The sequence below is a fragment of the Mesorhizobium sp. ESP-6-2 genome (genome assembly GCF_020164675.1).
Taxonomy (GTDB): Bacteria; Pseudomonadota; Alphaproteobacteria; order Rhizobiales; family Rhizobiaceae; genus Mesorhizobium.
This window is the reverse complement of sequence record NZ_JAIUGT010000007.1, coordinates 227427-249223: the sequence shown is the minus strand read 5'-3', so window position 1 is coordinate 249223 and position 21797 is coordinate 227427. Positions and strand designations below refer to the sequence as shown.

At 64.2% G+C, this 21797-nt stretch carries 22 protein-coding genes; 11 read left to right on the top strand and 11 right to left on the bottom strand.

Translation table 11 applies throughout. The annotated features are described in order from the left end of the window. Positions 1-4: 4 nt before the first annotated feature. Complete coding sequence (locus LB532_RS19960) at positions 5-853, bottom strand: EAL domain-containing protein (protein ID WP_140639663.1); 849 nt, start codon at positions 851-853, stop codon at positions 5-7. Further along, positions 850-1740 carry an EAL domain-containing protein gene (locus LB532_RS19955; protein WP_140639664.1) on the bottom strand — a complete coding sequence of 297 codons (891 nt, stop codon included), beginning with the start codon at positions 1738-1740 and terminating at the stop codon, positions 850-852. The genes LB532_RS19960 and LB532_RS19955 overlap by 4 nt, the downstream gene beginning before the upstream one ends. A 215-nt stretch (positions 1741-1955) precedes the next feature. Here LB532_RS19955 and LB532_RS19950 point away from each other — a divergent pair, with 215 nt between their 5' ends. After that, complete coding sequence (locus LB532_RS19950) at positions 1956-3158, top strand: pyridoxal phosphate-dependent aminotransferase (RefSeq protein ID WP_140639665.1); 1203 nt, start codon at positions 1956-1958, stop codon at positions 3156-3158. A gap of 56 nt (positions 3159-3214) precedes the next feature. Here LB532_RS19950 and LB532_RS19945 read toward each other — a convergent pair whose 3' ends face one another. Then, positions 3215-3610, bottom strand: a complete 396-nt coding sequence (locus LB532_RS19945; protein ID WP_140639666.1) for a cupin domain-containing protein — start codon at positions 3608-3610, stop codon at positions 3215-3217. Between the two features lie 316 nt (positions 3611-3926). Here LB532_RS19945 and LB532_RS19940 point away from each other — a divergent pair, with 316 nt between their 5' ends. Next, on the top strand, positions 3927-5978 hold the full coding sequence (locus tag LB532_RS19940) for an elongation factor G (RefSeq protein WP_140639667.1): 2052 nt from the start codon (positions 3927-3929) through the stop codon (positions 5976-5978). 868 nt (positions 5979-6846) lie between these two features. Next, positions 6847-7344, top strand: a complete 498-nt coding sequence (locus LB532_RS19935) for a methyltransferase family protein (RefSeq protein ID WP_140639668.1) — start codon at positions 6847-6849, stop codon at positions 7342-7344. Positions 7345-7357: 13 nt separating this feature from the next. On the opposite strand, the gene LB532_RS19930 is transcribed toward LB532_RS19935, so the two are convergent. After that, positions 7358-8254 (bottom strand): LysR family transcriptional regulator, encoded by an 897-nt coding sequence (locus LB532_RS19930; protein ID WP_140639669.1) that lies wholly within the window; start codon positions 8252-8254, stop codon positions 7358-7360. Positions 8255-8343: 89 nt separating this feature from the next. After that, a complete protein-coding gene (gene trxB / locus LB532_RS19925; RefSeq protein ID WP_140639670.1) occupies positions 8344-9318 on the bottom strand; it encodes a thioredoxin-disulfide reductase in 975 nt (324 codons plus the stop codon). A gap of 249 nt (positions 9319-9567) precedes the next feature. On the opposite strand from trxB, the gene LB532_RS19920 reads away from it, so the two are divergent. Together LB532_RS19920 and LB532_RS19915 are read left to right on the top strand one after the other, a co-directional pair. Then, a complete protein-coding gene (locus LB532_RS19920) occupies positions 9568-10047 on the top strand; it encodes an Lrp/AsnC family transcriptional regulator (protein WP_140639671.1) in 480 nt (159 codons plus the stop codon). A gap of 174 nt (positions 10048-10221) precedes the next feature. Further along, complete coding sequence (locus LB532_RS19915) at positions 10222-11016, top strand: glycosyltransferase family 2 protein (RefSeq protein WP_140639672.1); 795 nt, start codon at positions 10222-10224, stop codon at positions 11014-11016. Positions 11017-11031: 15 nt separating this feature from the next. Here the strand turns inward: LB532_RS19915 and LB532_RS19910 are convergent, their stop codons facing one another. The 4 genes from LB532_RS19910 to LB532_RS19895 all read right to left on the bottom strand — a co-directional run bounded on the left by LB532_RS19910 (position 11032) and on the right by LB532_RS19895 (position 14506). Then, positions 11032-11682, bottom strand: a complete 651-nt coding sequence (locus LB532_RS19910) for a D-glycero-alpha-D-manno-heptose-1,7-bisphosphate 7-phosphatase (RefSeq protein WP_140639673.1) — start codon at positions 11680-11682, stop codon at positions 11032-11034. After that, positions 11675-12247 (bottom strand): SIS domain-containing protein, encoded by a 573-nt coding sequence (locus LB532_RS19905; RefSeq protein WP_140639674.1) that lies wholly within the window; start codon positions 12245-12247, stop codon positions 11675-11677. The genes LB532_RS19910 and LB532_RS19905 overlap by 8 nt, the downstream gene beginning before the upstream one ends. A 7-nt stretch (positions 12248-12254) precedes the next feature. Continuing rightward, the gene (gene rfaE1, locus LB532_RS19900) at positions 12255-13748 is read right to left on the bottom strand and encodes a D-glycero-beta-D-manno-heptose-7-phosphate kinase (protein WP_140639675.1); all 1494 of its coding nucleotides are present in this window, start codon (positions 13746-13748) and stop codon (positions 12255-12257) included. A 125-nt stretch (positions 13749-13873) separates the two neighbouring features. Next, positions 13874-14506 carry a LysE family translocator gene (locus LB532_RS19895; RefSeq protein ID WP_140639676.1) on the bottom strand — a complete coding sequence of 211 codons (633 nt, stop codon included), beginning with the start codon at positions 14504-14506 and terminating at the stop codon, positions 13874-13876. Positions 14507-14721: 215 nt separating this feature from the next. Here LB532_RS19895 and rfaD point away from each other — a divergent pair, with 215 nt between their 5' ends. From rfaD to waaC, 3 genes are read left to right on the top strand one after another with little or no spacing between them, the layout of a single operon-like run. Next, a complete protein-coding gene (rfaD, locus tag LB532_RS19890) occupies positions 14722-15672 on the top strand; it encodes an ADP-glyceromanno-heptose 6-epimerase (protein WP_140639677.1) in 951 nt (316 codons plus the stop codon). Beyond that, complete coding sequence (waaF, locus tag LB532_RS19885; RefSeq protein ID WP_140639678.1) at positions 15645-16652, top strand: lipopolysaccharide heptosyltransferase II; 1008 nt, start codon at positions 15645-15647, stop codon at positions 16650-16652. Before rfaD ends, waaF begins: the two co-directional genes overlap by 28 nt. Beyond that, a complete protein-coding gene (gene waaC / locus LB532_RS19880; RefSeq protein ID WP_140639679.1) occupies positions 16649-17638 on the top strand; it encodes a lipopolysaccharide heptosyltransferase I in 990 nt (329 codons plus the stop codon). The genes waaF and waaC overlap by 4 nt, the downstream gene beginning before the upstream one ends. A 221-nt stretch (positions 17639-17859) precedes the next feature. Here the strand turns inward: waaC and greA are convergent, their stop codons facing one another. Further along, a complete protein-coding gene (greA, locus tag LB532_RS19875) occupies positions 17860-18333 on the bottom strand; it encodes a transcription elongation factor GreA (protein WP_008877613.1) in 474 nt (157 codons plus the stop codon). Positions 18334-18597: 264 nt separating this feature from the next. Further along, positions 18598-19131 carry a tetratricopeptide repeat protein gene (locus LB532_RS19870; RefSeq protein WP_140639680.1) on the bottom strand — a complete coding sequence of 178 codons (534 nt, stop codon included), beginning with the start codon at positions 19129-19131 and terminating at the stop codon, positions 18598-18600. A 150-nt stretch (positions 19132-19281) separates the two neighbouring features. Here LB532_RS19870 and LB532_RS19865 point away from each other — a divergent pair, with 150 nt between their 5' ends. The 3 genes from LB532_RS19865 (at position 19282) to LB532_RS19855 (ending at position 21783) form a co-directional block, all read left to right on the top strand. Further along, complete coding sequence (locus LB532_RS19865) at positions 19282-19707, top strand: DUF3775 domain-containing protein (RefSeq protein WP_140639681.1); 426 nt, start codon at positions 19282-19284, stop codon at positions 19705-19707. A gap of 115 nt (positions 19708-19822) precedes the next feature. After that, the gene (locus LB532_RS19860) at positions 19823-20857 is read left to right on the top strand and encodes an extensin family protein (protein WP_140639682.1); all 1035 of its coding nucleotides are present in this window, start codon (positions 19823-19825) and stop codon (positions 20855-20857) included. A gap of 110 nt (positions 20858-20967) precedes the next feature. Beyond that, on the top strand, positions 20968-21783 hold the full coding sequence (locus LB532_RS19855; RefSeq protein ID WP_140639683.1) for an extensin family protein: 816 nt from the start codon (positions 20968-20970) through the stop codon (positions 21781-21783). The last annotated feature ends 14 nt before the right edge of the window (positions 21784-21797 follow it).

Genomic DNA, 21797 nt, shown 5'->3' with positions numbered 1-21797 from the left:
GGCGCTACCCGAACAGCGGCACCACCTTGCTGTCCCTGCCCAGCAACGCATCGATGGCGAGCGGTCGCTCGTCGAAGATCATCCCGGCCAGCGCCGGCCGGGCGAGTAGAAAACCTTGCAGCAGGTCGACGCCGCCATCGAGCGCGACGCGCAGATGGGTGGGCTGTTCGATGCCCTCGACCAGGACCCTGGCGCCGCGGTCGTGCAGGCTGGAGACCAGCGGGCGGAAGAACCGCTCAGCGGCGGCATGGCGGCAGAATTGCGCGAACCAGCCACCGTCGATCTTGACGATGTCGGGCTTGAGCAGGCTGACCCGCTCCTCGGTCGAGTGGCCGGTGCCGAAATCGTCGATGGCGATGCGGATGCCGTCGCGGCGCATCTCGCGCACCAGCCTGGCCAGCAGCGTGTCGTCGGCCGCCTGTTCGGTGATTTCGCAGACCAGCATGCCGGGGGCCAGGCCGAGCTCGCCGAGATGCCTGCTCATCAGCCGGATTTCGGCCAAGGCCCGGCCCCGATGGTCGTTGACCAACGGATTGTAGTTGAAGAACAGATCGAGCCCATCCACGCCGATGTTGCGGAAATTCCTGAGATGCAGCACCCGGCACATGGTTTCGACGAACAGCCGGTCCTCGGCCGCGATGCCTTCGAAGAACGCTCGTGCGGCGCCCGGCCGGCCGGCGCGATGCGGCTCGATCAGGCCCTCGACCGCGATCGCGTGCAGGAAGCGGCCGCGCGGCGCGAAGATCGGCTGGTAGGCGCTGCGCAGGCGGAAGTCGCCATAAACGCCATATTCGATACCGACCTCGTCCATGAAGATCGCATCGCCGACATCGCGCCGCCGCTCGGGCCTCATGGTGTGCCCCTGCGCCCAAAGACTTTCGCCGCCCGCGCGGTATGCGGCGCGGCGGCCGGGACGGAAGATGCACTGTCGGCGGCAGGCGACGGCCCGTCCTTGCCGAAGACGCGGAAGCTGGTCGGCGCCAGCTCCGGCCGCGCCAGCACGAAACCCTGGACCATCGAAGCCCCGGATTTCTCGGCCAGCTCCAGCTGCCAGCCTTCCTCGATGCCCTCGAACACGGTGCGGATGCCTTGTGCCTCAAAGCTTTCCACCATGGACGTCAGCAGCGCGAAGCCGGCGCCGGACTCCATCAACTGCGTGATCCAGTGGGCATCGAACTTCACGATGTCGGGTTTCAACTCCTTGATGCGGTTGATGTCGGAATCGTCGGCGCCATAGTCATCGACGGCAATGCGAAAGCCGTTGCCCTTCAGCGCCGCGACGAAACCGTGCAGGGTCTCCTGCGAGGCTGGACGCTGCTCGGTCACCTCGCACACGACACGGCCCGGATCGATGCCGGCCTCGTGCAGCACCAGGCGCATTTCGCGCAAGGCATTGTCGGCAACGGCGCGCTCGGTGAACACCGACGGATCGAAATTGACGAAGATCGACGCTTCCTGCGGCAGGCAGGCGCCGGCATTCAGCAGATGCAGCGTCCTGGTCAGCGCCTCGACATGGAGCCGGTCGGCGGCCGGACAGGTGCTGAAGAAGCTCATCGGCGATTGCGGCTCGCCGTCGCGGAACGGCCGGATCAAGCCCTCGAACGCGGCAACCGACAATTTGCCTTCCCTGAAGGCGAAGATCGGCTGGAAGGCGCTTTGCAGCGTATAAATGCCCCAGACACCTGACGAGGTGCCGTCATCATGACGGATGATATGGGCAAGCCCGATGCTGCGCGACAAGGTTCCTCGCTCCGCGAACTGGCGCAATTGGGTTGCGATCCTGCCATGCAAGCCTCTACCGCCCGTTAATGAACTTTCTGTTGCCGATCACGGCTCATTGACCTCCTTGCGGCACTGGCCCAGCCGACAATGCTTGCACTCACGGGAATGATGCGACATGAGAAGCGCCGCGGCCGCTCCTGGCCGCGCCGATCCTTTCTGGAGAGAAAAAGGTCATGGCCTTTCTTGCCGACACCCTTTCCCGCGTGAAGCCTTCCGCCACCATCGCGGTGACGCAGAAAGCCCGCGAGCTGAAAAATGCCGGCCGCGACGTCATCGGCCTTGGCGCCGGCGAACCGGATTTCGATACGCCCGATAACATCAAGAATGCGGCGATCGAGGCCATCCGCCGTGGTGAGACCAAATATCCGCCGGTGTCAGGCATCGCGCCGCTGCGCGAAGCGATCGCGAAGAAATTCAAGCGCGAGAACAATCTCGACTACAAGCCCGAACAGACCATCGTCGGTACTGGCGGCAAGCAAATCCTGTTCAACGCCTTCATGGCGACGCTGAATCCCGGCGACGAGGTCATCATCCCCCGCCCCTATTGGGTCAGCTATCCCGAGATGGTGGCGATCTGCGGCGGCACCTCGGTGTTTGCCGACACTTCGATCGACAACGGCTTCAAACTCACTGCCGCTGTGCTGGAAAAGGCGATCACGCCGCGCACAAAATGGCTGCTGATGAACTCGCCGTCGAACCCGTCGGGCGCCGCCTACACCGAGGCCGAGCTTCGGTCGCTCGCCGACGTGCTGCTCAGGCATCCGCATGTCTGGACGCTGACCGACGACATGTACGAGCATCTGACCTACGGCGACTTCGTCTTCAAGACCATCGCCGAGGTCGAGCCGAAGCTCTATGAGCGCACGCTGACCATGAACGGCGTGTCGAAAGCCTATGCCATGACCGGCTGGCGCATTGGCTACGCCGCGGGTCCCGTCCAGTTGATCACGGCGATGGACATGATCCAGGGCCAGCAAACGTCGGGCGCCTGCACCATCGCGCAGTGGGCTTCGGTCGAAGCGCTGAACGGCCCGCAGGACTTCATCGCCAAGAACAAGGCGATCTTCCAGGGGCGCCGCGACCTCGTCGTCTCGATGCTCAACCAGGCGCGCGGCATTTCCTGCCCTTCCCCGGAAGGCGCGTTCTATGTCTATCCGTCCTGCGCCCAGCTGATCGGCAAGAAGACCAAGGCCGGCAAGGTGATCGACACCGACGAGGCCTTCTGCTCGGAGCTGCTCGAGGCCGAGGGCGTGGCGGTGGTATTCGGTTCGGCCTTCGGCCTGGGTCCGAACTTCCGCATCTCCTACGCCACGTCGGAGACGCTGCTGGAGGAAGCCTGCACGCGCATCCAGCGCTTTACGGCATCACTGACCTGATCGTGAAAACAAAACCCGGCCAAACGCCGGGTTTTTAGATCGGTTCGACACGGTACTCAGCCGCCATATTGGGCCGGCGTCACCGCTTCCAGCCAGTCGGCATGCACGCCCTCGAGCGCTTCCTGCATGGCTATATGCGTCATCGCCGTTTTCGGTCCGGCGCCGTGCCAGTGCTTTTCGCCTGGCGCGAACGAGATGACGTCCCCTGCCCTGATCTCCTGGATGAGACCGCCCCAGGTCTGGGCGAGGCCGCCGCCCGAGGTGACGTACAGCGTCTGGCCAAGCGGATGCGTGTGCCAGTGGGTCCGCGCGCCCGGCTCGAAGCTGACCAATGTCGCCCGCAGCCGTGCCGGAGCCTCCTTCTCGATGATCGGCGTTTGCAGCACCCGGCCGGTGAAGTACTTTTCCGGCGCGATGAGGGTCGGTATGCTGCCGCAGGCAATGATCTTCATCGTTCGATCCCTGGAGTTGTTCGCGAAGCGGGCCACAGCGGCCGCTCTCCTTTCGAAGCGCTAGTTTCGGCCGATATGGCCGGCGACGCAACCGGTCTGTTCGGCTTGCAAGGCAGCGGCAACCGCACCGCGCTCAGCCCCTGAGGCTACCTATTTTCCTTGCCCTGCCGGCAAACAAGTGGGACGATACCTTTGGGCCGGTTGAAGACAAGCCCGCCCGCGACGGTCGAACAGGCCGGCCGCCGCTCAGGACCGACTGACCTTGGACCATGAATGCCAGTCGGTCCCCAGGGAAACGCCTGAGTGGAGGTCAGTCATGGGTAATCGCGCCGGAGGACGACGCACGGGACCGAAATGCATTGCCATAGTCGGTCCCTTCGCAAGCGGTAAGACGACACTTCTCGAAGCCATATTGGCCCGCACAGGCGCCATTCCCCGCCAGAACCCGGTTTCCTCGGGAAACACCGTTTCAGATCATTCGCCCGAGGCGCGCGCCCACGCCATGAGCGTCGAGGCGACCTTCGCCACCACGGAATTTATGGGCGAGCAGTTCACCTTCGTCGACTGTCCCGGATCGATCGAATTTTCCTTCGAGGCCGAACCGGTGCTAGCCGCCTGCGACCTCGCGGTGGTCGTCGCCGAGGCCGACGAGAAGAAGATCCCCGCCCTCCAGCTCATCATGCGCAAGCTCGACGATCTCGGCGTGCCGCGCATCCTGTTTCTCAACAAGGTCGACAAGGCGATCGCGGGCGTGCGCGACACGCTGAAGATGCTGCAGCCGGCAAGTGCCGTGCCGTTGCTTCTGCGCCAGATACCGCTGCGCAAGGACGGCGTCGTCATCGGCTCGATCGATCTGGCGCTGGAACGCGCCTATATCTACCGCGAATATGCCGAGAGCGAGGTGGCCCAGATACCTGGCGACGAAAAGGCGCGCGAGCTGGAAGCCCGTTTTTCGATGCTGGAAAGATTGGCCGACCATGACGACCAGCTGATGGAACAACTGCTCGAGGAGATCGAGCCGCCCAAGGACGCGGTCTTCGACGATCTTGCCGCGGACCTGCGTGACGGCGCCGTCACGCCGGTGCTGATCGGCACCGCAGAGAAAGGCAATGGCGTGCTGCGTCTCCTGAAGGCGATCCGCCATGATGCGCCTGACATCGATGCGACCCGCAAACGGCTCGGCGCCCCCGAAGGCAACGCGACCGTGGTTCAGGTGATGAAGACCATCCATACGCCGCACGGAGGCAAATTGTCGGTGTCGCGCATCCTTTCGGGACAGGTCGCCGATGGCTCCGAGCTCTGGCTGCCCGGCGGCGACATGGCAAAGGTGTCCGGCATCTACAGGATGCTTGGCAAGGACCAGTTGAAGCTCACTGCGGCGAAGACCGGCGACACGGTCGCGCTCGGCAAGCTGGACGCGGTCAAGACCGGCCAGACGCTGACCTCGGCCAAGGGCGGCATGAAGCCGCTGCTCCAGTTCGAGCCGCCACAGCCCGTCTTCGCTTTCGCCTTGCGGCCGAAGGAGCGCAAGGACGAGGTGAAGATGTCGGCCGCCATCCAACGGCTGGCCGAAGAAGATCCCTCGCTCAGCCTGCATCATAACCAGGACTCGGCCGAGACCGTGCTGTCGGGCCATGGAGAAATGCACCTGCGCGTCGTACGCGAACGGCTCGAGGGCAAGAACCAGATTCCGGTGGAAGGCCATCCGCCGGCGGTGCCCTACCGCGAGACGATCCGCAAATCGGCGCAGCAGCGCGGCCGCCACAAGAAGCAGTCCGGCGGCCACGGCCAGTTCGGCGATGTGGTGATCGAGATAAAGCCGCTGCCGCGCGGCGCAGGTTTCCAGTTCACCGATACCATCACCGGCGGCGTGGTGCCCAAGACCTATATCCAGTCGGTCGAAAGCGGCATACGCGATTACCTGAAGTCGGGCCCGCTCGGCTTTCCCGTCGTCGACGTCGCCGTCAACCTGTCGGACGGCTCCTACCACGCGGTCGATTCCTCCGACATGGCCTTCCAGATGGCGGCCAAGCTTGCCATGAAGGAAGGCATGGCGGGCTGTTCGCCCGTGCTCCTGGAGCCAGTGATGAAGGTCGAGATCGTGACGCCCTCCGATGCGACCTCGAAGATCATCGCGCTGATCCCGCAACGGCGCGGCCAGATCCTCGGCTACGACGCGCGGCCCGGTTGGCCAGGATGGGATGTCGTCGAGGCGACCATGCCGCAATCCGAGATCGGCGATCTGATCATTGAGCTGCGCTCGGCCACCTCAGGCGTTGCCAGCTACCGCGCCGTCTTCGACCACATGGCCGAACTCACCGGCCGGCTCGCCGACGAAGCGATGAATGCCAACGGCAAGGCAGCCTGATCCTGATGCATGTCGTCCAAAGTGATCTTGGCTTCGGGACATCGACATGCAGAGAGATTCGGGTGAACGCCCTCTCGAACCTTTTTCGAGGGGGCGAAAAAAACGACGCCCGGGGACCGGACGCCGTTTTGTTTGCGGACCGTTTTCTTGGGAGGAAAAACGGCAGGTCCGCCGCATCTTGAAGCCGCCGCTTCGGCGGAAGAAGGTTCGGACGCGGTAGCCGCCTGAGCCCGGGCCGTCCGAGTGATGCCCCCATCTCCCGTACGACCACACCGCGTCCTATGATCTGCTTAACAGATACCAAGCGCCTTTGACATGTTACCAGAGGTTACATGTCACTGTTACGTGGCTATTTCGGTGGATTTTCCCGCCCTTCCGGCAGCGTCCGGGCAACAAAAAAGCCGGATCAATGAAGATCCGGCTGAGTTTGATTGGAAGTGCCTGTTAAGGCTAACCTCCAGAGGGGAACACTCAAGGGCGCTAATGGGAGGAGAACGCGCCCAGGAGATGAACTATATATGTGCTCATCATGCTCAAGAAACAAGCATCTATTTTGCAACACACGCATGCAAAAAGACCCAGGCTGTGGTCTAAGCCATTCCTGGAGCCGATAGGACCAGCAGAATCGCCGAAACGCAACGCGCGATGAGACAATTGCCACGGCGGAATCGCGAATCACGCTCGGTTTTCATCCCGGAATGTCAAAAACGCGCAATGGCGTGGAATGAGGCAGCAGGCGTTTATTTCCGAGGCAACTCATGCATGTCGCGCAAAGTGTCCTCGGTTCGGCAGCGACGTGAACAACAAAGACCTAAGCGCTTCGCGGGAATCGGTTTGGGCGCGACATGCTTCAGGCGGGAGACAAGCAATGCGGACATTTTCGGCGATCGCCGGCAGTGCTGCCTTCTTCATCGCGGCACCCTGTGTCGTCGCCGGCCTTGTGCCGTGGCTGCTGACGGGTCGCTGGGACCGGCCATGGTCGAGCCTGCCGGGTCTCGCCCCGCTCGGCTGGATCCTCATCGCGGTCGCCGTGGCGGCGCTGCTGCATGCATTCGCCCGCTTTGCGCTTGAAGGCCTCGGCACGCCTGCCCCGATCGCTCCGACCGAGAGACTTGTGGTCGGCGGGCTCTACCGCCATGTCCGCAATCCGATGTATGTGGCGGTGCTGTCGATCATCCTCGGCCAGGCGCTGCTGTTTTCAAGCTGGACGCTTGTCGCCTACGCCGCAATGGCAGCCGCGGCCATGGCCGCCTTCGTCAAGCTCTACGAGGAGCCGACCCTCGCCCGCCGCTACGGCGACGAATACGAAGCCTACCGCCGCAACGTGCCCGGCTGGCTGCCCCGCCTGACGCCCTGGCGGGGATGAGGGCCATCTGCGGTCAATATGACCAGCTCCGCGCCTTGGCGATGATGAAGTCGCGAAACACGTGCAGCTTCGCCTGGTTCTTCATCGCGTCCGGGTAGGCGAAATAGGTGTCGAAGGAAGGCACCTCCGTTTCCGGCAGGAGCTGCACCAGGCCGGAATCCTTGGAGATGACATAGTCGGGCAGCATGGCGATGCCGGCGCCGCCCTGCACCGCGCGCTTGATCGACAATATGTCGTTGATCTGCAGCGTCGGCACGCGCTGGCCGCCGTCGAAATCGCCGACCGTTTCCAGCCAGTTCAGCTCCGACAGATGCGCGGGCACCGGCACGCCGAAAGTGACGATGCGATGCGCCTTGAGCTCGGCCACCGAAGCCGGCCTGCCATGCTTGGCGATATAGCCTGGCGACGCATAGAGGTGGAAATGCACCGTGAACAGGCGGCGCTGGATGAGGTCCGGCTGCTGCGGCTGGCGCAGCCGGATGGCGCAATCGGCCTGGCGCATGGTGAGGTCGAGCTCCTCGTTGGCGAGGATCAGTTGCAGGCTGATTTCAGGATAGAGCTCGATGAACTCCTGCACGCGCTCGGTCAGCCAGCCGGCGCCGAGCCCGACCGTGGTCGTGACCCGGAGCACGCCGGAGGGGCGGTCCTTGGTCTCGGTGAGCCGCGACTTGATGGTCTCGAGCTTCATCAGCACGTCATGCGCCGTGCGGAACAGCATCTCGCCCTGTTCGGTCAGCACCAGGCCGCGGGCGTGGCGGTTGAACAGCGGCACACCGACATCATGCTCGAGCGCGCTGACCTGGCGCGAAATCGCCGATTGCGACAGGTGCAGCGTCTCGGCCGCATGCGTAAACGACCCCGCTTCCGCCGCAGCGTGAAACACGCGTAGCTTGTCCCAGTCCAACGCCATGATTCCCCTCGTTCCTGTTTGGCGTCTGAATGAAAAATCAGGCTTTTACACGGCGTTTCTAAGCCGTTCGTTCAACAGTTTGCGAACCGCTATTCGGCCGCCTCGCGATGCACCTCGATGCCGGCCAGGTACTTCTCCGCCTCGAGCGCCGCCATGCAGCCCAGCCCCGCCGCAGTTACCGCCTGGCGGTATATATCGTCGGTCACGTCGCCGGCGGCGAACACGCCCGGCACGTCGGTGCGGGTCGAATCCGGCGCCGTCCACAGATAGCCGTTCGGCTTCTGCTTCAGCTTGCCGACGAACAGCTCGACCGCCGGCGCATGGCCGATCGCGACGAACACGCCGTCGACCTCGAGCTGCGTCTCTACACCCGTCACCACGTTGCGCAGCTTCAACCCTTCGACCGAAGGCGGCAGTGGCGTCTTGCCCGGACGGCCGGTGATCTCGTCGACAACCGTGTCCCAGATGACGCGGACATTGTCCTTCTTCAAGAGCCGCTCGCGCAGGATGCGCTCGGCGCGGAAGTCTGAGCGCCTGTGGATGACCGTCACGCTCTTGGCAAGGTTCGACAGATAGAGTGCTTCTTCCACCGCCGAATTGCCGCCGCCGACCACCGCGACATCCTTGCCGCGGTAGAAGAAGCCGTCGCAGGTGGCGCAGGCCGATACGCCGAAGCCCATGAACGTCTGTTCGGTCGGAATGCCAAGCCATTTGGCCTGCGCGCCGGTGGCGATGATCAGGGCATCGGCTGTGTAGATGGTGCCGGAATCGCCCGTTGCGCGGAACGGCCGCACGTTGAGATCGACCTCGGTGATGATGTCGGCGATGATATCGGTGCCGACATGCTCGGCCTGCCTCAGCATTTCGCTCATCAGCCACGGGCCCTGGATGGGTTCACCGAAACCGGGATAGTTCTCGACGTCGGTGGTGATCATAAGCTGGCCTCCCTGCTGCAGGCCGGCGACCAGCATCGGCTTCAGCATGGCGCGGGCGGCATAGATCGCCGCGGTATAACCGGCCGGGCCGGAACCGATGATGAGGACAGGCGCGTGCTTGGTGGTCATGAAAAGCCTCTGCGGAGGGCTGCCGGCGTTTGCGGCATGGAAAACTCGTCGATGTCGCGCGTAATGTAAGTGTTGCCCACGACGCCAGCAAGGCAAGTTGGCGTTCGTCCCCGGAAAGCTTTGTCGCACCGAGCGAACCGCTCCGGTGCGGCGCCGATTTCCCTGTGGGGATGGCGTGGACAGCAAAGTCGTTTAATTACAAAATCCCGCAAGATTCTTTCGCCACCCATAATCATCGAAAGCCCCGAAATGCCGCTCAAGGCCGACCTCGACGCAATCGACTGGAAGATCCTGCGCGAATTGCAGGCAGATGGACGCATGACCAATGTCGAACTGTCGAACCGCGTCGGTATTTCGGCACCGCCTTGCCTGCGCCGCGTCAAGCGGCTGGAGGAAGCCGGCATTATTCGCGGCTATCGGGCGCTGCTCAACGCGCCGGCGCTCGGTCTCGACGTAGTCGCCTTCTGCCTGGTCGGCCTGCACCATCAGGCCGATGCCGAGCTTCGCATCTTCGCTGAGCGCACGCGCGGCTGGCCGGTCGTACGCGATGCTTGGATGGTGTCGGGCGAGTCCGATTTTCTCCTGCACTGTGTGGCAAGCGACCTCGGCGCCTTCCAGACCTTTGTCATCGAGGAACTGACCTCCACGCCGAACGTCGACACGGTGCGCACAGCCCTCACCATCCGCCGGGTCAAGGATGAAGGGCTGGTCTCGTTCGAGCGGACGTGACGCCGATCGATTGCGGCGCCCGGCCGATGCGAATTCCGGAATTTCGCCACATCGCCGCCGCGTTGATAACGGACAGACGCAGGCAGCCGGGTCGTCCTGTGCGATTTGGCGCCTGATTGGTTTCCTTGCCCAGGCAGCGTAAGTTCCAAGGACAATCCGCCGTGGAAGGGGACCATGACCAGGTTTGCAAGCCCGATTTCGGCGCTCATCATCTGCATGAACGAGGCCGATATGATTGGCCCTTGCCTCGAAAGCATCGACTTTTGCGCCGAGATCGTCATCGTCGATTCAGGCTCCACCGACGCCACGTTGGACATCGTTCGGCAGTTTGTCGCCGAGGGCTATCCGATAAAGCTGCTGCACAATGGGTGGCCGGGTTTTCCGCATCAGCGGCAATTCGCGCTCGACCATGCCTCGCAGCCCTGGTGCCTTTCGATCGACCCGGACGAACGCGTCGACGACCGGCTGCGGCAGTCGATCGTGGCGGCCGTCGAGACGGCGAACGCCGGTATCAGCGGGTGGTACATCCGCCGCCGCGACTGGCTGAAGGGCTATGGCTATGCCCACCGCTGGGTGCTGCATAACCGGCTGTTGCGGCTTTTCCGCCGGGAAGGCGCGACCATCGATCTGACCGCGCGAGTGCATGAATCCTTCGGCGTTTCCGGCGAGACCAGCACGATCGAAAGCGGCGTGCTGCTGCATCGTCGCGAAATATCGGTCGAGGAGGATCTCGCCCGCGCAAACGCCTATTCCAGCCTCAAGGCGGCCACGCTGGTCGAGAAAGGCAAGAAGCCGGGCCTGGTGCGGCTGGTGCTTTCGCCGCTCGGCAACTTCCTGAAATTCTATCTGGCCAAGCGCTACTTCCTGTGCGGCCGGCACGGCTTCGTCTATTCGATGTCGGTGATGATCTATTCCTTCGCCACCGAGGCCAAACTGTACGAGGCCTCGCAAGCGAGCGAACCGGCGTGAGCGGTCGGATCCGGGTCAGGACGGCTTGGCTCGACCATCGAGCCGCCCTATGGCGGCGACAAGACCGTCGAGGTCGCTGCTGTCCCGCAAGGGCTTGATGACGAAACCGGAGCGAAGCTGCGCCTCGCCGCCGACGAGCCAGCCCTGCGGCAGGCCGGCGCCCAGGCCTGCCTCCATGTCGGCCAGCTTGTCGCCGACGATCACGGAACGCCGGAGGTCGAGATCGAGGCGTTTCGCCGCCTCGAAGAGCATGCCGGGATTGGGTTTGCGCATCGGGTGGTCCGATATGCCCAGCGGCCCCACGCCGGCCTCGTGGTAGGCGCAGGCCAGCACCATGTCCACGACAACGCCCTGATCGCGCAACAGGTCGAGCACGCGGCAGTTCACATCGGCGAAGGCACTCCAGCCGAAATAGCCGCGCGCGATGCCGGACTGGTTGGTCACCACCACGACCGGGATGCCGGCATTGTTGGCGGCGGCGATCGCAGGCAGCATCTGCGGCCGGAGCTCGATCTCGGCCGGATCGCTGGGATAGTCGGTATCGACATTGATGGTGCCGTCGCGATCCAGGAACAGCGCCGGCTGGCCGGCAGGGAAAACCCTGACACCGACCCGCTCCACCCAGAGGCCCGGCTCGGCCAGCGGGTACGCAGCCTTGTCAGCCATTGCTGAGGCGCGCTTCCACCACCTCGCACAGATGATGGTAGAGGCACAGATGCCCCTGCTGGATGATCGGCGTCGAGGTCGAGGGCACGTTGAGCAGGATGTCGGTGAGCGGCGCGAGCTTGCCGCCTGTGTCGCCCGTCAGGCTGATCACCGTCATGCTCATGGCCCGCGCCTGTTCGGCGGCGGCCAGGATGCTCGGCGAATTGCCGCTGGTCGAGATCGCCAGAAGCACGCCGCCGGCCGCGCCATGCGCCTCGACCTGCCGCGAATAAACGGTGTCGAAGCTGTAATCATTGCCCCAGGCGGTGAGCACCGCGGCATTGGCCGGCAGCGCGATGACATTGTAGCCCTTGCGCTCCTTAAGGAAGCGGCCAACCAGTTCGCCGGCGATGTGAATGGCGTCGCTGGCCGAGCCGCCATTGCCGCAGATCAACAGCGCCTTGCCCGACGAAAGGGCGGCGACGATCGCGCTCGCCGCACGTTCCATCGCGCCTGTGAGATCGCGCTCGACCAGCGCCGTGATCGCGGCCGCCGAGCGCACCAGGTAATCGTTCAGTTCGGACATGAAAGCCTCAATTCTTGTTGCCGGCCGAGCGCAGCTTGCCGATGGTGCCGGTCGTGCTCTTGCCGGCGACGAGATCGACCAGGACCACGCGGCCGCCGGCTTTCTGCACCACGTCCGCGCCGACCACGGTGTCGACCGTGTAGTCGGCGCCCTTGACCAGTATGTCGGGCAAAAGCGCCTCGATCAGCGCCAGCGGCGTGTCCTCCTCGAACACCACCACCGCATCGACCGAGGCCAGCGCGGCGAGCACGCAGGCGCGGTCGTGCTGGTCGTTGACGGGCCGTTCCGGCCCCTTCAGCCGGCGCACCGAAGCATCGCTGTTGAGGCCGAGCACCAGCCGATCGCACTGGCTGCGCGCCGCGTGCAGCAGGCTGACATGGCCGGCATGCAGGATGTCGAAACAGCCATTGGTGAAGCCGACGCTCAGGCCCTCCTCCTTCCACGCCGCCACCAGCCTTGCAGCCGATTTGGCGTCGAGGATGGCGTCCCTGTGGACGCTCGGACCGTGCGATCGAAACAGCGCGCCGGTGAGTTCCTCGACCGTCAGCCGCGCCGTGCCCCGCTTGCCGACGACCACGCCGCCGGCGGCATTGGCGATCGAGGCGGCCGCGGCCGGATCGGCGCCGGCGGCAAGCGCCAGCGCGAAGGTCGCGATCACCGTGTCGCCGGCGCCCGACACATCGAACACTTCGCGCGCCTGTGTGGCGATGTGGCGCGCCTCGGTCGGACCGACGACGCTCATGCCCTTCTCGCTGCGCGTGGCGACGACGAAGTCGAAGCCATGCGCCGCAAGCAGCTCGCGCGCAGCGGCCACGATCTCGTCATCGCTGAACACCGGTCGTTCGACCGCCTCGCCGAGTTCCTTGCGGTTGGGCGTGATGGCGGTCGCCCCGGCATAGCGAGCATAATCCCGGCCCTTTGGATCAACCAGCACCGGCTTTCCCGCCTCGCGGCAGATCGCGATCAACTCGCCGGCGACGCCTTCGAGCAGGATGCCCTTGCCGTAATCCGACAGGATGACGATGTCGGCACGCGCCAGCGCGGTGCGGAAATGCCGGACCAGCGCCACGCGCTCCGCCGCGCCGAGCGGCTTGATCTCCTCCTCGTCGAAGCGCAGCACCTGCTGGTTGAGCGCGCTGAAGCGGCTCTTGGACGATGTCATGCGGCCGCGCTCCCGCGCCAGGCCCGTCGTGTCGGCGCCAAGCTCGCCGAGCATGCGCACCAGGCTGTCGCCTGCCGTATCTGAGCCGATCACCGAGACCGGAATGGCGGCGGCGCCGAGCGAGATGATGTTGGCCACGACATTGCCTGCGCCGCCCATCGCCAGGCTCTCGCCTCGCCCATGGAGCACCGGGATCGGCGCCTCAGGCGAAATCCGCTCGATGATGCCGTTGACGAACCGGTCAAGGATGAGATCGCCGACCACCAGCACGGTGGCCTGGCCGAAGTGCGCGATGGCGCGGTGCAAGGGTTCGGGGGAAAGTAGGTCGTGCTTGATCATGTCACTGGCAACGCGCGCAAAAAAACCGGTTTTGAAGATGCATCGGGGACAAATTGGCCGGACCGGTCGTTCATGGCGATGCCGATATACCGCAATTCGAGCCAGCGCAACGTCGGTTGGCCTCGTCAACTCTTCTGCAAGGCGACATGGACCCCGAGCCCGACGAGCACCGCGCCGCCGGCCCGCTGCATCATGCGCTGGGCGCTGCTGGAGCGGCGCAGCCTGCCGATCACGGCACCAGCCAGGAACACGCAGACGATATCGGCCGAGGAGAACATCAGATTGACTGTCGTGCCCAACACGACGAATTGCAGCCAGACCGGGAGCGCCGCCGAGGCATCGATGAACTGGGGCAGGAACGCCATGAAGAAGATCGCGGTCTTCGGATTGAGCACCTCGACGGCGATGCTCTCGAAAAAAGCGCGGCGAGCCGATTTCCGCTCGATCGCCGGCAGTGCCATGTCGCCTTCCGCGCGCTTGCGAAACAGCGTCACGCCGAGCCAGATCAGGTAGAGCGCACCGACGAGCTTGACCGCCATGTAGAGCGGCGGCAGCGCATGGAAAAGCACGGACAGGCCGGCGGCGGCGGCAAAGACGTGAACATAGCCCCCCAGATGAATGCCGAGCGCCGCAGTCAGGCCGGACCAGCGGCCGCGCGCCATCGTCTGCGCGGCGGCATAGAGCATGGCCGGGCCTGGAATATAGGCGAAGATCGCCGTGGTGGCGAAAAACGCGACGAGCAGCTCTGTCGACGGCATTCCTGGTCCCTCATGATCGCGCCCGGCGGCTCGAGCCGACTGAAGCGGCAGCTTTGCGGCGCCACTGTGGCGCGCTGCCCGCGCAGGGCAATCGCGGACGGGTCCACCCCTCCACCCTTCTTGCGGATCCCAGTACCGCCCGGCAACGCTGCTTTGTCGACAGCCTCGCAAGCCTCCCTTATAAGGACCGGAATCGCAAGCAACCAGAGGCGTTCATGATCATCGTCACGGGCGGCGCCGGCATGATCGGCTCCAACATCGTCGCCGCGCTCAATGCGGAGGGCCACGACGACATTTTGGTCGTCGACGACCTGAGCGATGGCCACAAGATCGCCAACCTTGCTGACTTGCGGATCGCCGACTATCTCGACAAGGACGATTTCCTGGCCCGCCTCGAGGATGGCGGGCTCGGCCGCATCGAGGCCGTTTTCCATCAGGGCGCCTGCTCGACCACCACCGAATGGAACGGCAAGTTCATGATGGAGGTGAACTATGCCTATTCGAAGCGGCTGCTGCATGCCTGCCTGGCGCTGCGCGTGCCCTTCCTCTACGCCTCCTCGGCATCGGTCTATGGCGGCGGCTCCGAGTTCCGCGAGGACGCGGAGCTTGAGCGGCCGCTCAACGTCTACGCCTATTCAAAAAAGCTGTTCGATGACTATGTCAGGCGCAATGTCTTCGATACCGATCATTCGCAGGTCGCGGGCCTGCGCTATTTCAACGTCTATGGGCCGCGCGAGGCCCACAAGGGCGCCATGGCCTCGGTCGCCTTCCATCTGTTCAACCAGGTCGGGCGTGGCGAGAATCCAAAGCTGTTCGGCGCCCATGACGGCTTTGGTCCCGGCGAGCAAAGCCGCGACTTCATCCATGTCGGCGATGTCGCCGATGTCAATCTGTGGCTGTGGAAGCGCGGCGCGAGCGGCATCTTCAACTGCGGCACCGGCCGGGCGCAACCCTTCCGCGCCATTGCCGAAACCGTCATCGACGCGCTGGGCAAGGGCGAGATCGAGTACATCCCCTTTCCCGACCACCTCAAGGGCAGCTACCAGAGCTTCACGCAAGCTGATATGTCGCGTCTGCGCGCGGCCGGTTACAATGGGCAATTCCGCAGCGTCGAAACCGGCGTCAGAGACTATGTCGAATGGCTGAAAGCCCAGCGATCCTCGTGATCGGCCCACGCTGGGTGGGCGATATGGTGATGGCGCAGTGCTTGTTCTCGGCGCTGAAGGAGCTTCATCCAAATGCAGCGATCGACGTGCTGGCGCCGGCTTGGGCGGCCCCTTTGGTCAAGCGTATGCCCGAGGTCCGCCAGCAGATCGATTTCCCGCTGAAACCCGGTGCGCTCGAATTCACGCATCGCCGCCGCTTCGGCCGCCTGCTGCGCGGCCGTTACGACAGCGCCTATATCCTGCCGGGCAGTTGGAAGTCGGCGCTGATCCCATTCTTTGCCCGCATTCCGCGCCGTTTCGGCCATCTCAGGGAAATGCGCTACGGCCTGTTGACCGATATCGTTCCGCTGCCCGAGGCCGTGAAACGGCGCACGGCGCAGGCCTATTTCGGCCTTGCACAGGGTGGCGATTTTCGGGCACCTCATCTGACGGTGGACGCCAATAACCAGGCCACCCTGCTCGACCGTTTCGGCCTGGGGCAGCAGAAATTCGTGGCGCTGATGCCAGGTGCCGAGTTCGGCCCGGCCAAGCGCTGGCCGAGCGAACACTATGCCGGCTTTGCCCGGGAGTTCATGGCCAGAAGGTTCAAGGTCGCGCTGTTCGGGTCGAAGAACGACCGTGATGTGACTGCGGAGATCGCAGCCCTCGCTCCTGGCGTGGTCGACCTGGCCGGCCAGACGCGGCTGGAGGACGCCATCGACCTGATCGCGGCCGCTGGGCTGGCTGTCTCCAACGACAGCGGGCTGATGCATGTCGCGGCGGCGGTCGGCACGCCGGTTGTCGCCGTCTATGGCTCGACCTCGCCACAGAATACGCCGCCGCTGGCCGAACGGCGCGAACTGGTCTGGCTCGGCCTGTCCTGCTCGCCTTGCCACCGCAAGATTTGTCCGCTCGGCCACCTCAATTGCCTGAAGACGCTCGAAGTCGCACGGGTCATGGCGGCCGCGGACCGGCTGCTGGACATCCCGGCCGCTGCATGAAGGTGCTGATCGTCAAGACATCGTCGATGGGCGACGTCATCCACACATTTCCGGCGCTCCAGGATGCGCGCCGCGCACGGCCCGATATCGCTTTCGACTGGTGCGTCGAGGAGGCTTTCGCCGGCATCGTCGCGCTGCACCCCGCACTCGGAACCATCCACACGGTCGCCATCCGGCGTTGGCGAAAACATCTCTTCGACAAGGCCACCTGGCGCGAGGCGACCGCCCTGCGACGCGCCTTGCGGGCGTGCCGCTATGATCTGGTCATCGATGCGCAAGGCCTGTTGAAATCGGCGCTGGTGGCCAGGCAGGCGAAGGCGCCGATCGCCGGCTTCGACCGCTCAAGCGCGCGCGAGCCTTCGGCAACGCTGCTTTACGACGTCGGCCACGCCGTCCCCCGCAACCTCCACGCCATCGAACGGACGCGGCGGCTTTTCGGGCTGGCGTTGGGCTACCGGCCCGATCTTTCGACGCTGGATTCGGGCATCGTGCCGCCGCGCGGCAATCTGACCGGCATATCCGGCAAAACGGCCTTTCTGCTGCACGGCACCAGCCGCGAGGACAAGAAGTGGCCTGTTGAAGACTGGATCGAAACCGGCCGTCTGCTGGTTGAGCGCGGCATGACGCCGGTCACGACCTGGTCGGACGAGCGCGAACAGGCGGTGGCCGAAGCGATCGCCCGGGCAGTTCCATCGACGAGCATCGTGCCAAAATCACCATTGGCCGACATCGCGGCGATCCTGGGCAGCTCGAGGCTGGTAATCGGCGCCGACACGGGGCTCACGCATCTCGCCAGCGCCTTCGGCCTGCCGACGGTCGCGGTGTTTTTGGCCACGGAGCCGGGTTTGACCGGTCCGCGCGGCCCCTATGCATCGACGCTGCAGGCCGCGCCCGGTGAGCGAGTGTCGCCCGCGAGGGTGGTGGCTGAGGCTGAGAGGCTGCTCGAGCACCAGACGCATGGCCAGGCCGGCGCTGGCAAGAACTGATCTATTCAATCGGAAAGCTGGCGCTGCCCTCATCGCCCTGCCGGGGAGAAGGACGCCTTCACCGATGATTTCGCCAATTTTAAGCATTTGCAGAATAGGCGCCGACTTCGCGTTCAGCCCTCTTCTCCCCGTCATTATACGGGGAGAAGGTGCCGGCAGGCGGATGAGGGGCAAGCGCCAACCTTGGCTAAAAACGCGCAGATCAGCGCCCCTCGAACTCCTTAGATAAACTGCACCTGGACGATCTCGTAGCCCCTTGCACCACCCGGCGCGTTGACCTCGATGGCGTCGCCGACTTCCTTGCCGATGAGCGCCCGCGCGATCGGCGAGGAGATCGAGATGCGGCCGGACTTCACGTCCGCCTCCTGATCGCCGACGATCTGGTAGGTCTTCTTCTCCTCGGTGTCCTCGTCGACCAACACCACGGTGGCGCCGAACTTGACCTTGTCGCCGCTGAGCTTGGTGACATCGATGACTTCGGCCCGGGCGATGAGATCCTCGAGCTCGTTGACACGGCCCTCATTGAGGCTCTGCGCCTCTTTGGCGGCATGGTATTCGGCATTTTCGGATAGGTCGCCATGCGAGCGCGCTTCGGATATCGCCTCGATGATGCGCGGCCGCTCCTCCTGCTGGCGCCAGCGCAGTTCTTCCTTCAATGACGCGAACCCCTCGCCTGTCATCGGGACCTTGTTCATGATACCTGACCTTTCCTGCCGCCACCCCCGCGTTTCGGGGAAAGCCTTGTCGATGGTGCAAAAAGAAAACGGTCCGGCAGCCTCGGGCTAACGGAACCGTTCACCGCAATTTCCCTGAATATAGCAATCTTTGCGGGCTTTTCACGCCCAAAAATCGGTTTCTGAAGAAATCATCACCGTTTTCGCGCGCGCCGTCGCAGGAGCCGGCATGGCAACAAAAACCGGCCGTGATTGCTCGCGGCCGGTTCGGAAGGCATTGAGGGATCAGCTCCTCATGAAATGATCGATCTGTTCGGCCAGCATGCCGTATTCGCGCGACCCTTTGCCGGTTCGCTTTTCGATCTCCATCAGCTGTTGCTGGGCGCCGGCCAGGTCGCCGATCTGGAGGTGGGCCTCGCCAAGATATTCGCGCACCAGCGTGTAGTTGGGGTCGATGCGCAGCGCTTCCTCGTAATAGCCGAGGCCAACGGCGATGCGGCCGGAATGGCGGTGCGAATAGCCGAGATAGTTGAGGATGCGCGGGTCCTGCTTGTTGGCGGCGAGGCTGAGCACGGCGATCGCCTCGTCATAGCGGCCGGCCATCGCCAGGTCATGCCCGGCATCGTAGATGCTGTCGTCGTCCAGCATGCCTTCCTGGGGGGCGACGCACTTGTTCTTTTTCTTGTCCCAGACCATGCCTTTCTTGCATTTGGTGGTCGTGCTGGTGTCGTTCCCGCTGCCCGCGGCAAACACCGGAACGGCAAGGAACTGCAGAGCGATAAGCGCGCTCGCCGCCTGGATCAGCACTCTTTTATGCATCGGAGCCTCCTGGAGGGGTGAGAATGCAACACTAACGCAGCGTGTCGTCGGTTTCATCCCGGAAAAAAGCAAGGGGCTAACATGAGGTGACGGATGCTCGAAATCCGCTATCATCGGCGGCGATGAAAGCTGAGCCAGCGGAGACCGCCAGTGCAGCGACGGCTTGAAAAGAATTGGGATCTGACGATCGGGCCCGACACCGTGCGGCTGTTCATCCTCAAATGCAAAGCGCTGAGCGCCGCCATCAATGAAGACTATGCCGACGGCGCCGAACATGAAATCGAGTTCGATGGAAACACCCGTGACAATCACCATCATGACGGACTCGCCGAGGAAAGCTCGGAAAACCTGACCGAAGAGGAACTGCGCGAGCTGATCAACGACCTCAATGTCGACGAGGCGGCCGAGCTCGTCGCGCTCGCTTGGGTCGGCCGTGGCGACTACGATGCCTCGGAATGGGCCGACGCTGTCACCGCCGCGCGCGAGCGCGCCAACAAGCACACGGCAAAATACCTGCTCGGCTTGCCGCTGGTCGCCGATTGGCTGGAGGAAGGGCTGGAAGCGATCGGCGCGTAACGCGCCGGTAATCGATTGTGATCGGGCCTAAGCGCCTTCCAGGCAACTTCGGGCATCCCGGCACCGTTTCGAAGCGATGGCAACACTGAGCTTTTCCCGAAGATACAGGATTGCGTTGGTCATGGTCGTTTCAGCTCTGCTGGTGACGCCAGCCGATGCCAGACATCGTCACAGGCATCAGGAGCCGCTTTCATCGCGAGTGGAGCAGCCGCTGACGCAGCGGGCCGACCGGCCGCTGAAACCGCGCGGCGAAAGGCATCGCAAGCCGAAGCCGGCACGTGCGGATGTCCCAGTGCCTGAACCGCGCCCCGCTGACGCGCCAGAGGCGACAGAACCGAACACGCAAAATCCAGCCGCGACCTCCGACCGGCTCCAGGACGAGGGATCCCCTCAGAAGCAACAAGCCCGGCCCGAGCCGCCAGCCGATGCGAAAAGCGAACCGGAGCCGCCAGCCGTGGCGCCGACGCCGACACAAAGGCCTGAGACTGCGGAACCGGAGGTTGAGCCGCCGGCCCTCGCCCCGCCACCGCCGCCAAAGCCGGCGGACGCGGACAAAAAGGAGATGCTTCCCGACCCGCGTTCGGCTGACCTGCCAGACGCGAAAATACCTGCCGAGGAAGTGGCCTGCCGCGAGCGGCTGAGGGGTCTCGGCGTCGAATTCGAGGAGCACAAGGCTGAAAGCGATCGCGATATCGGCTGTTCGATCCCCTATCCCCTGGTACTTAAGAGCCTTGGCAAGTCGATCGCCATTGCCCCGGGCGCCGAGCTCAATTGCGCAATGGCCGAGGCTGCGGCACGCTTTGCCGGCGATGTCATCCAGCCGGCGGCGAAAGCCGAATTCGGCGCCGACCTGAAATCGATCGGCCAGGCATCGGCCTTTGTGTGCCGGCCGCGCAACGGCACGCGCAAACTGTCCGAACATGCCTTCGGCAATGCGCTCGATATTGCCAGCTTCACACTTGCGGACGGCAGGACGATCGAGGTCGGCCCGACGCCACCGGACAAGGGCGCCAAATTCCTCGACACAGTGCGCAAGGCTGCCTGCGGGCCGTTCAAGACCGTGCTGGGCCCGGGCAGCGATGCCGATCATTCGCTGCATTTGCACCTCGACCTCGAGCCGCGCCGCCACGGCGGTACCTTCTGTCAGTAGGGCCGGCTCAGAAGCGATGCCGCAATTCGGCCGCAGGCATGAACGCCGGCGCTGATTTTTCCTTTACCGTTGATCGTTAAAATCCCGCCTATCGGGGAAAGGGACTGCCGATGGACGGGATATTTCGTGCCGCGCTGGCGCTTGCGCGGCAATCGAAACGCGCGCGCGCCGCGGCCGGCGGACTGGCCGCCCTGCTTGCGCTGGCCGCGGTGTCGGCCTGCAACACCGGCAACGTGCTGGCACTGGAGCCGGCCGTCGATGTCGGCGCGCAGACCGCGGCCGTGCCGCAATATTCAGGCATGCAGCGGCTGGTTCCTTCCGATCCCTACATGACGCAGGCCGCCTATCCACGCATGGACGAGCCGATGTCGCCGGTCGAGCAGATGCCGGCCAGCGAGGCCGACTGCCGTCAGCAGCTGAGGCGCCTCGGCGTCACCTTCACCGACCTGGCGCCGATCCATGAAGGCCAGTGCGGCATTGACTATCCGGTCAAGGTCACGGCCATCGGTAGCATCCAGATGAAGCCCGCCGCGACGCTGACCTGCGACATGGCCGCCAGCTTCGCCGCGTGGACGAAGAACGAGCTCGTTCCTTCCGCCCGCTGGCGCTACTTCTCCGGCGTCAGGACCATCCACCAGGGTTCCAGCTATTCCTGCCGCAACATCGCCGGCGAAGGCGTGCTGTCGGAACACGGCAAGGGCAACGCGCTCGACGTGATGAGCATCGAACTCAACAATGGCGACGATATCGACGTGCGCAAGCCCGGCCTGTTCGCCTTCCGCACCCGCGGCTTCCTCAACAATGTGCGCGCCGACGGCTGCCAGTATTTCACCACCGTGCTCGGCCCCGGCTACAATTACGACCACCGCAACCATTTCCACTTCGACATCAAGAACCGCAAGAGCGGCTATCGCGCCTGCCGCTGATCCCTTTGCCTGGC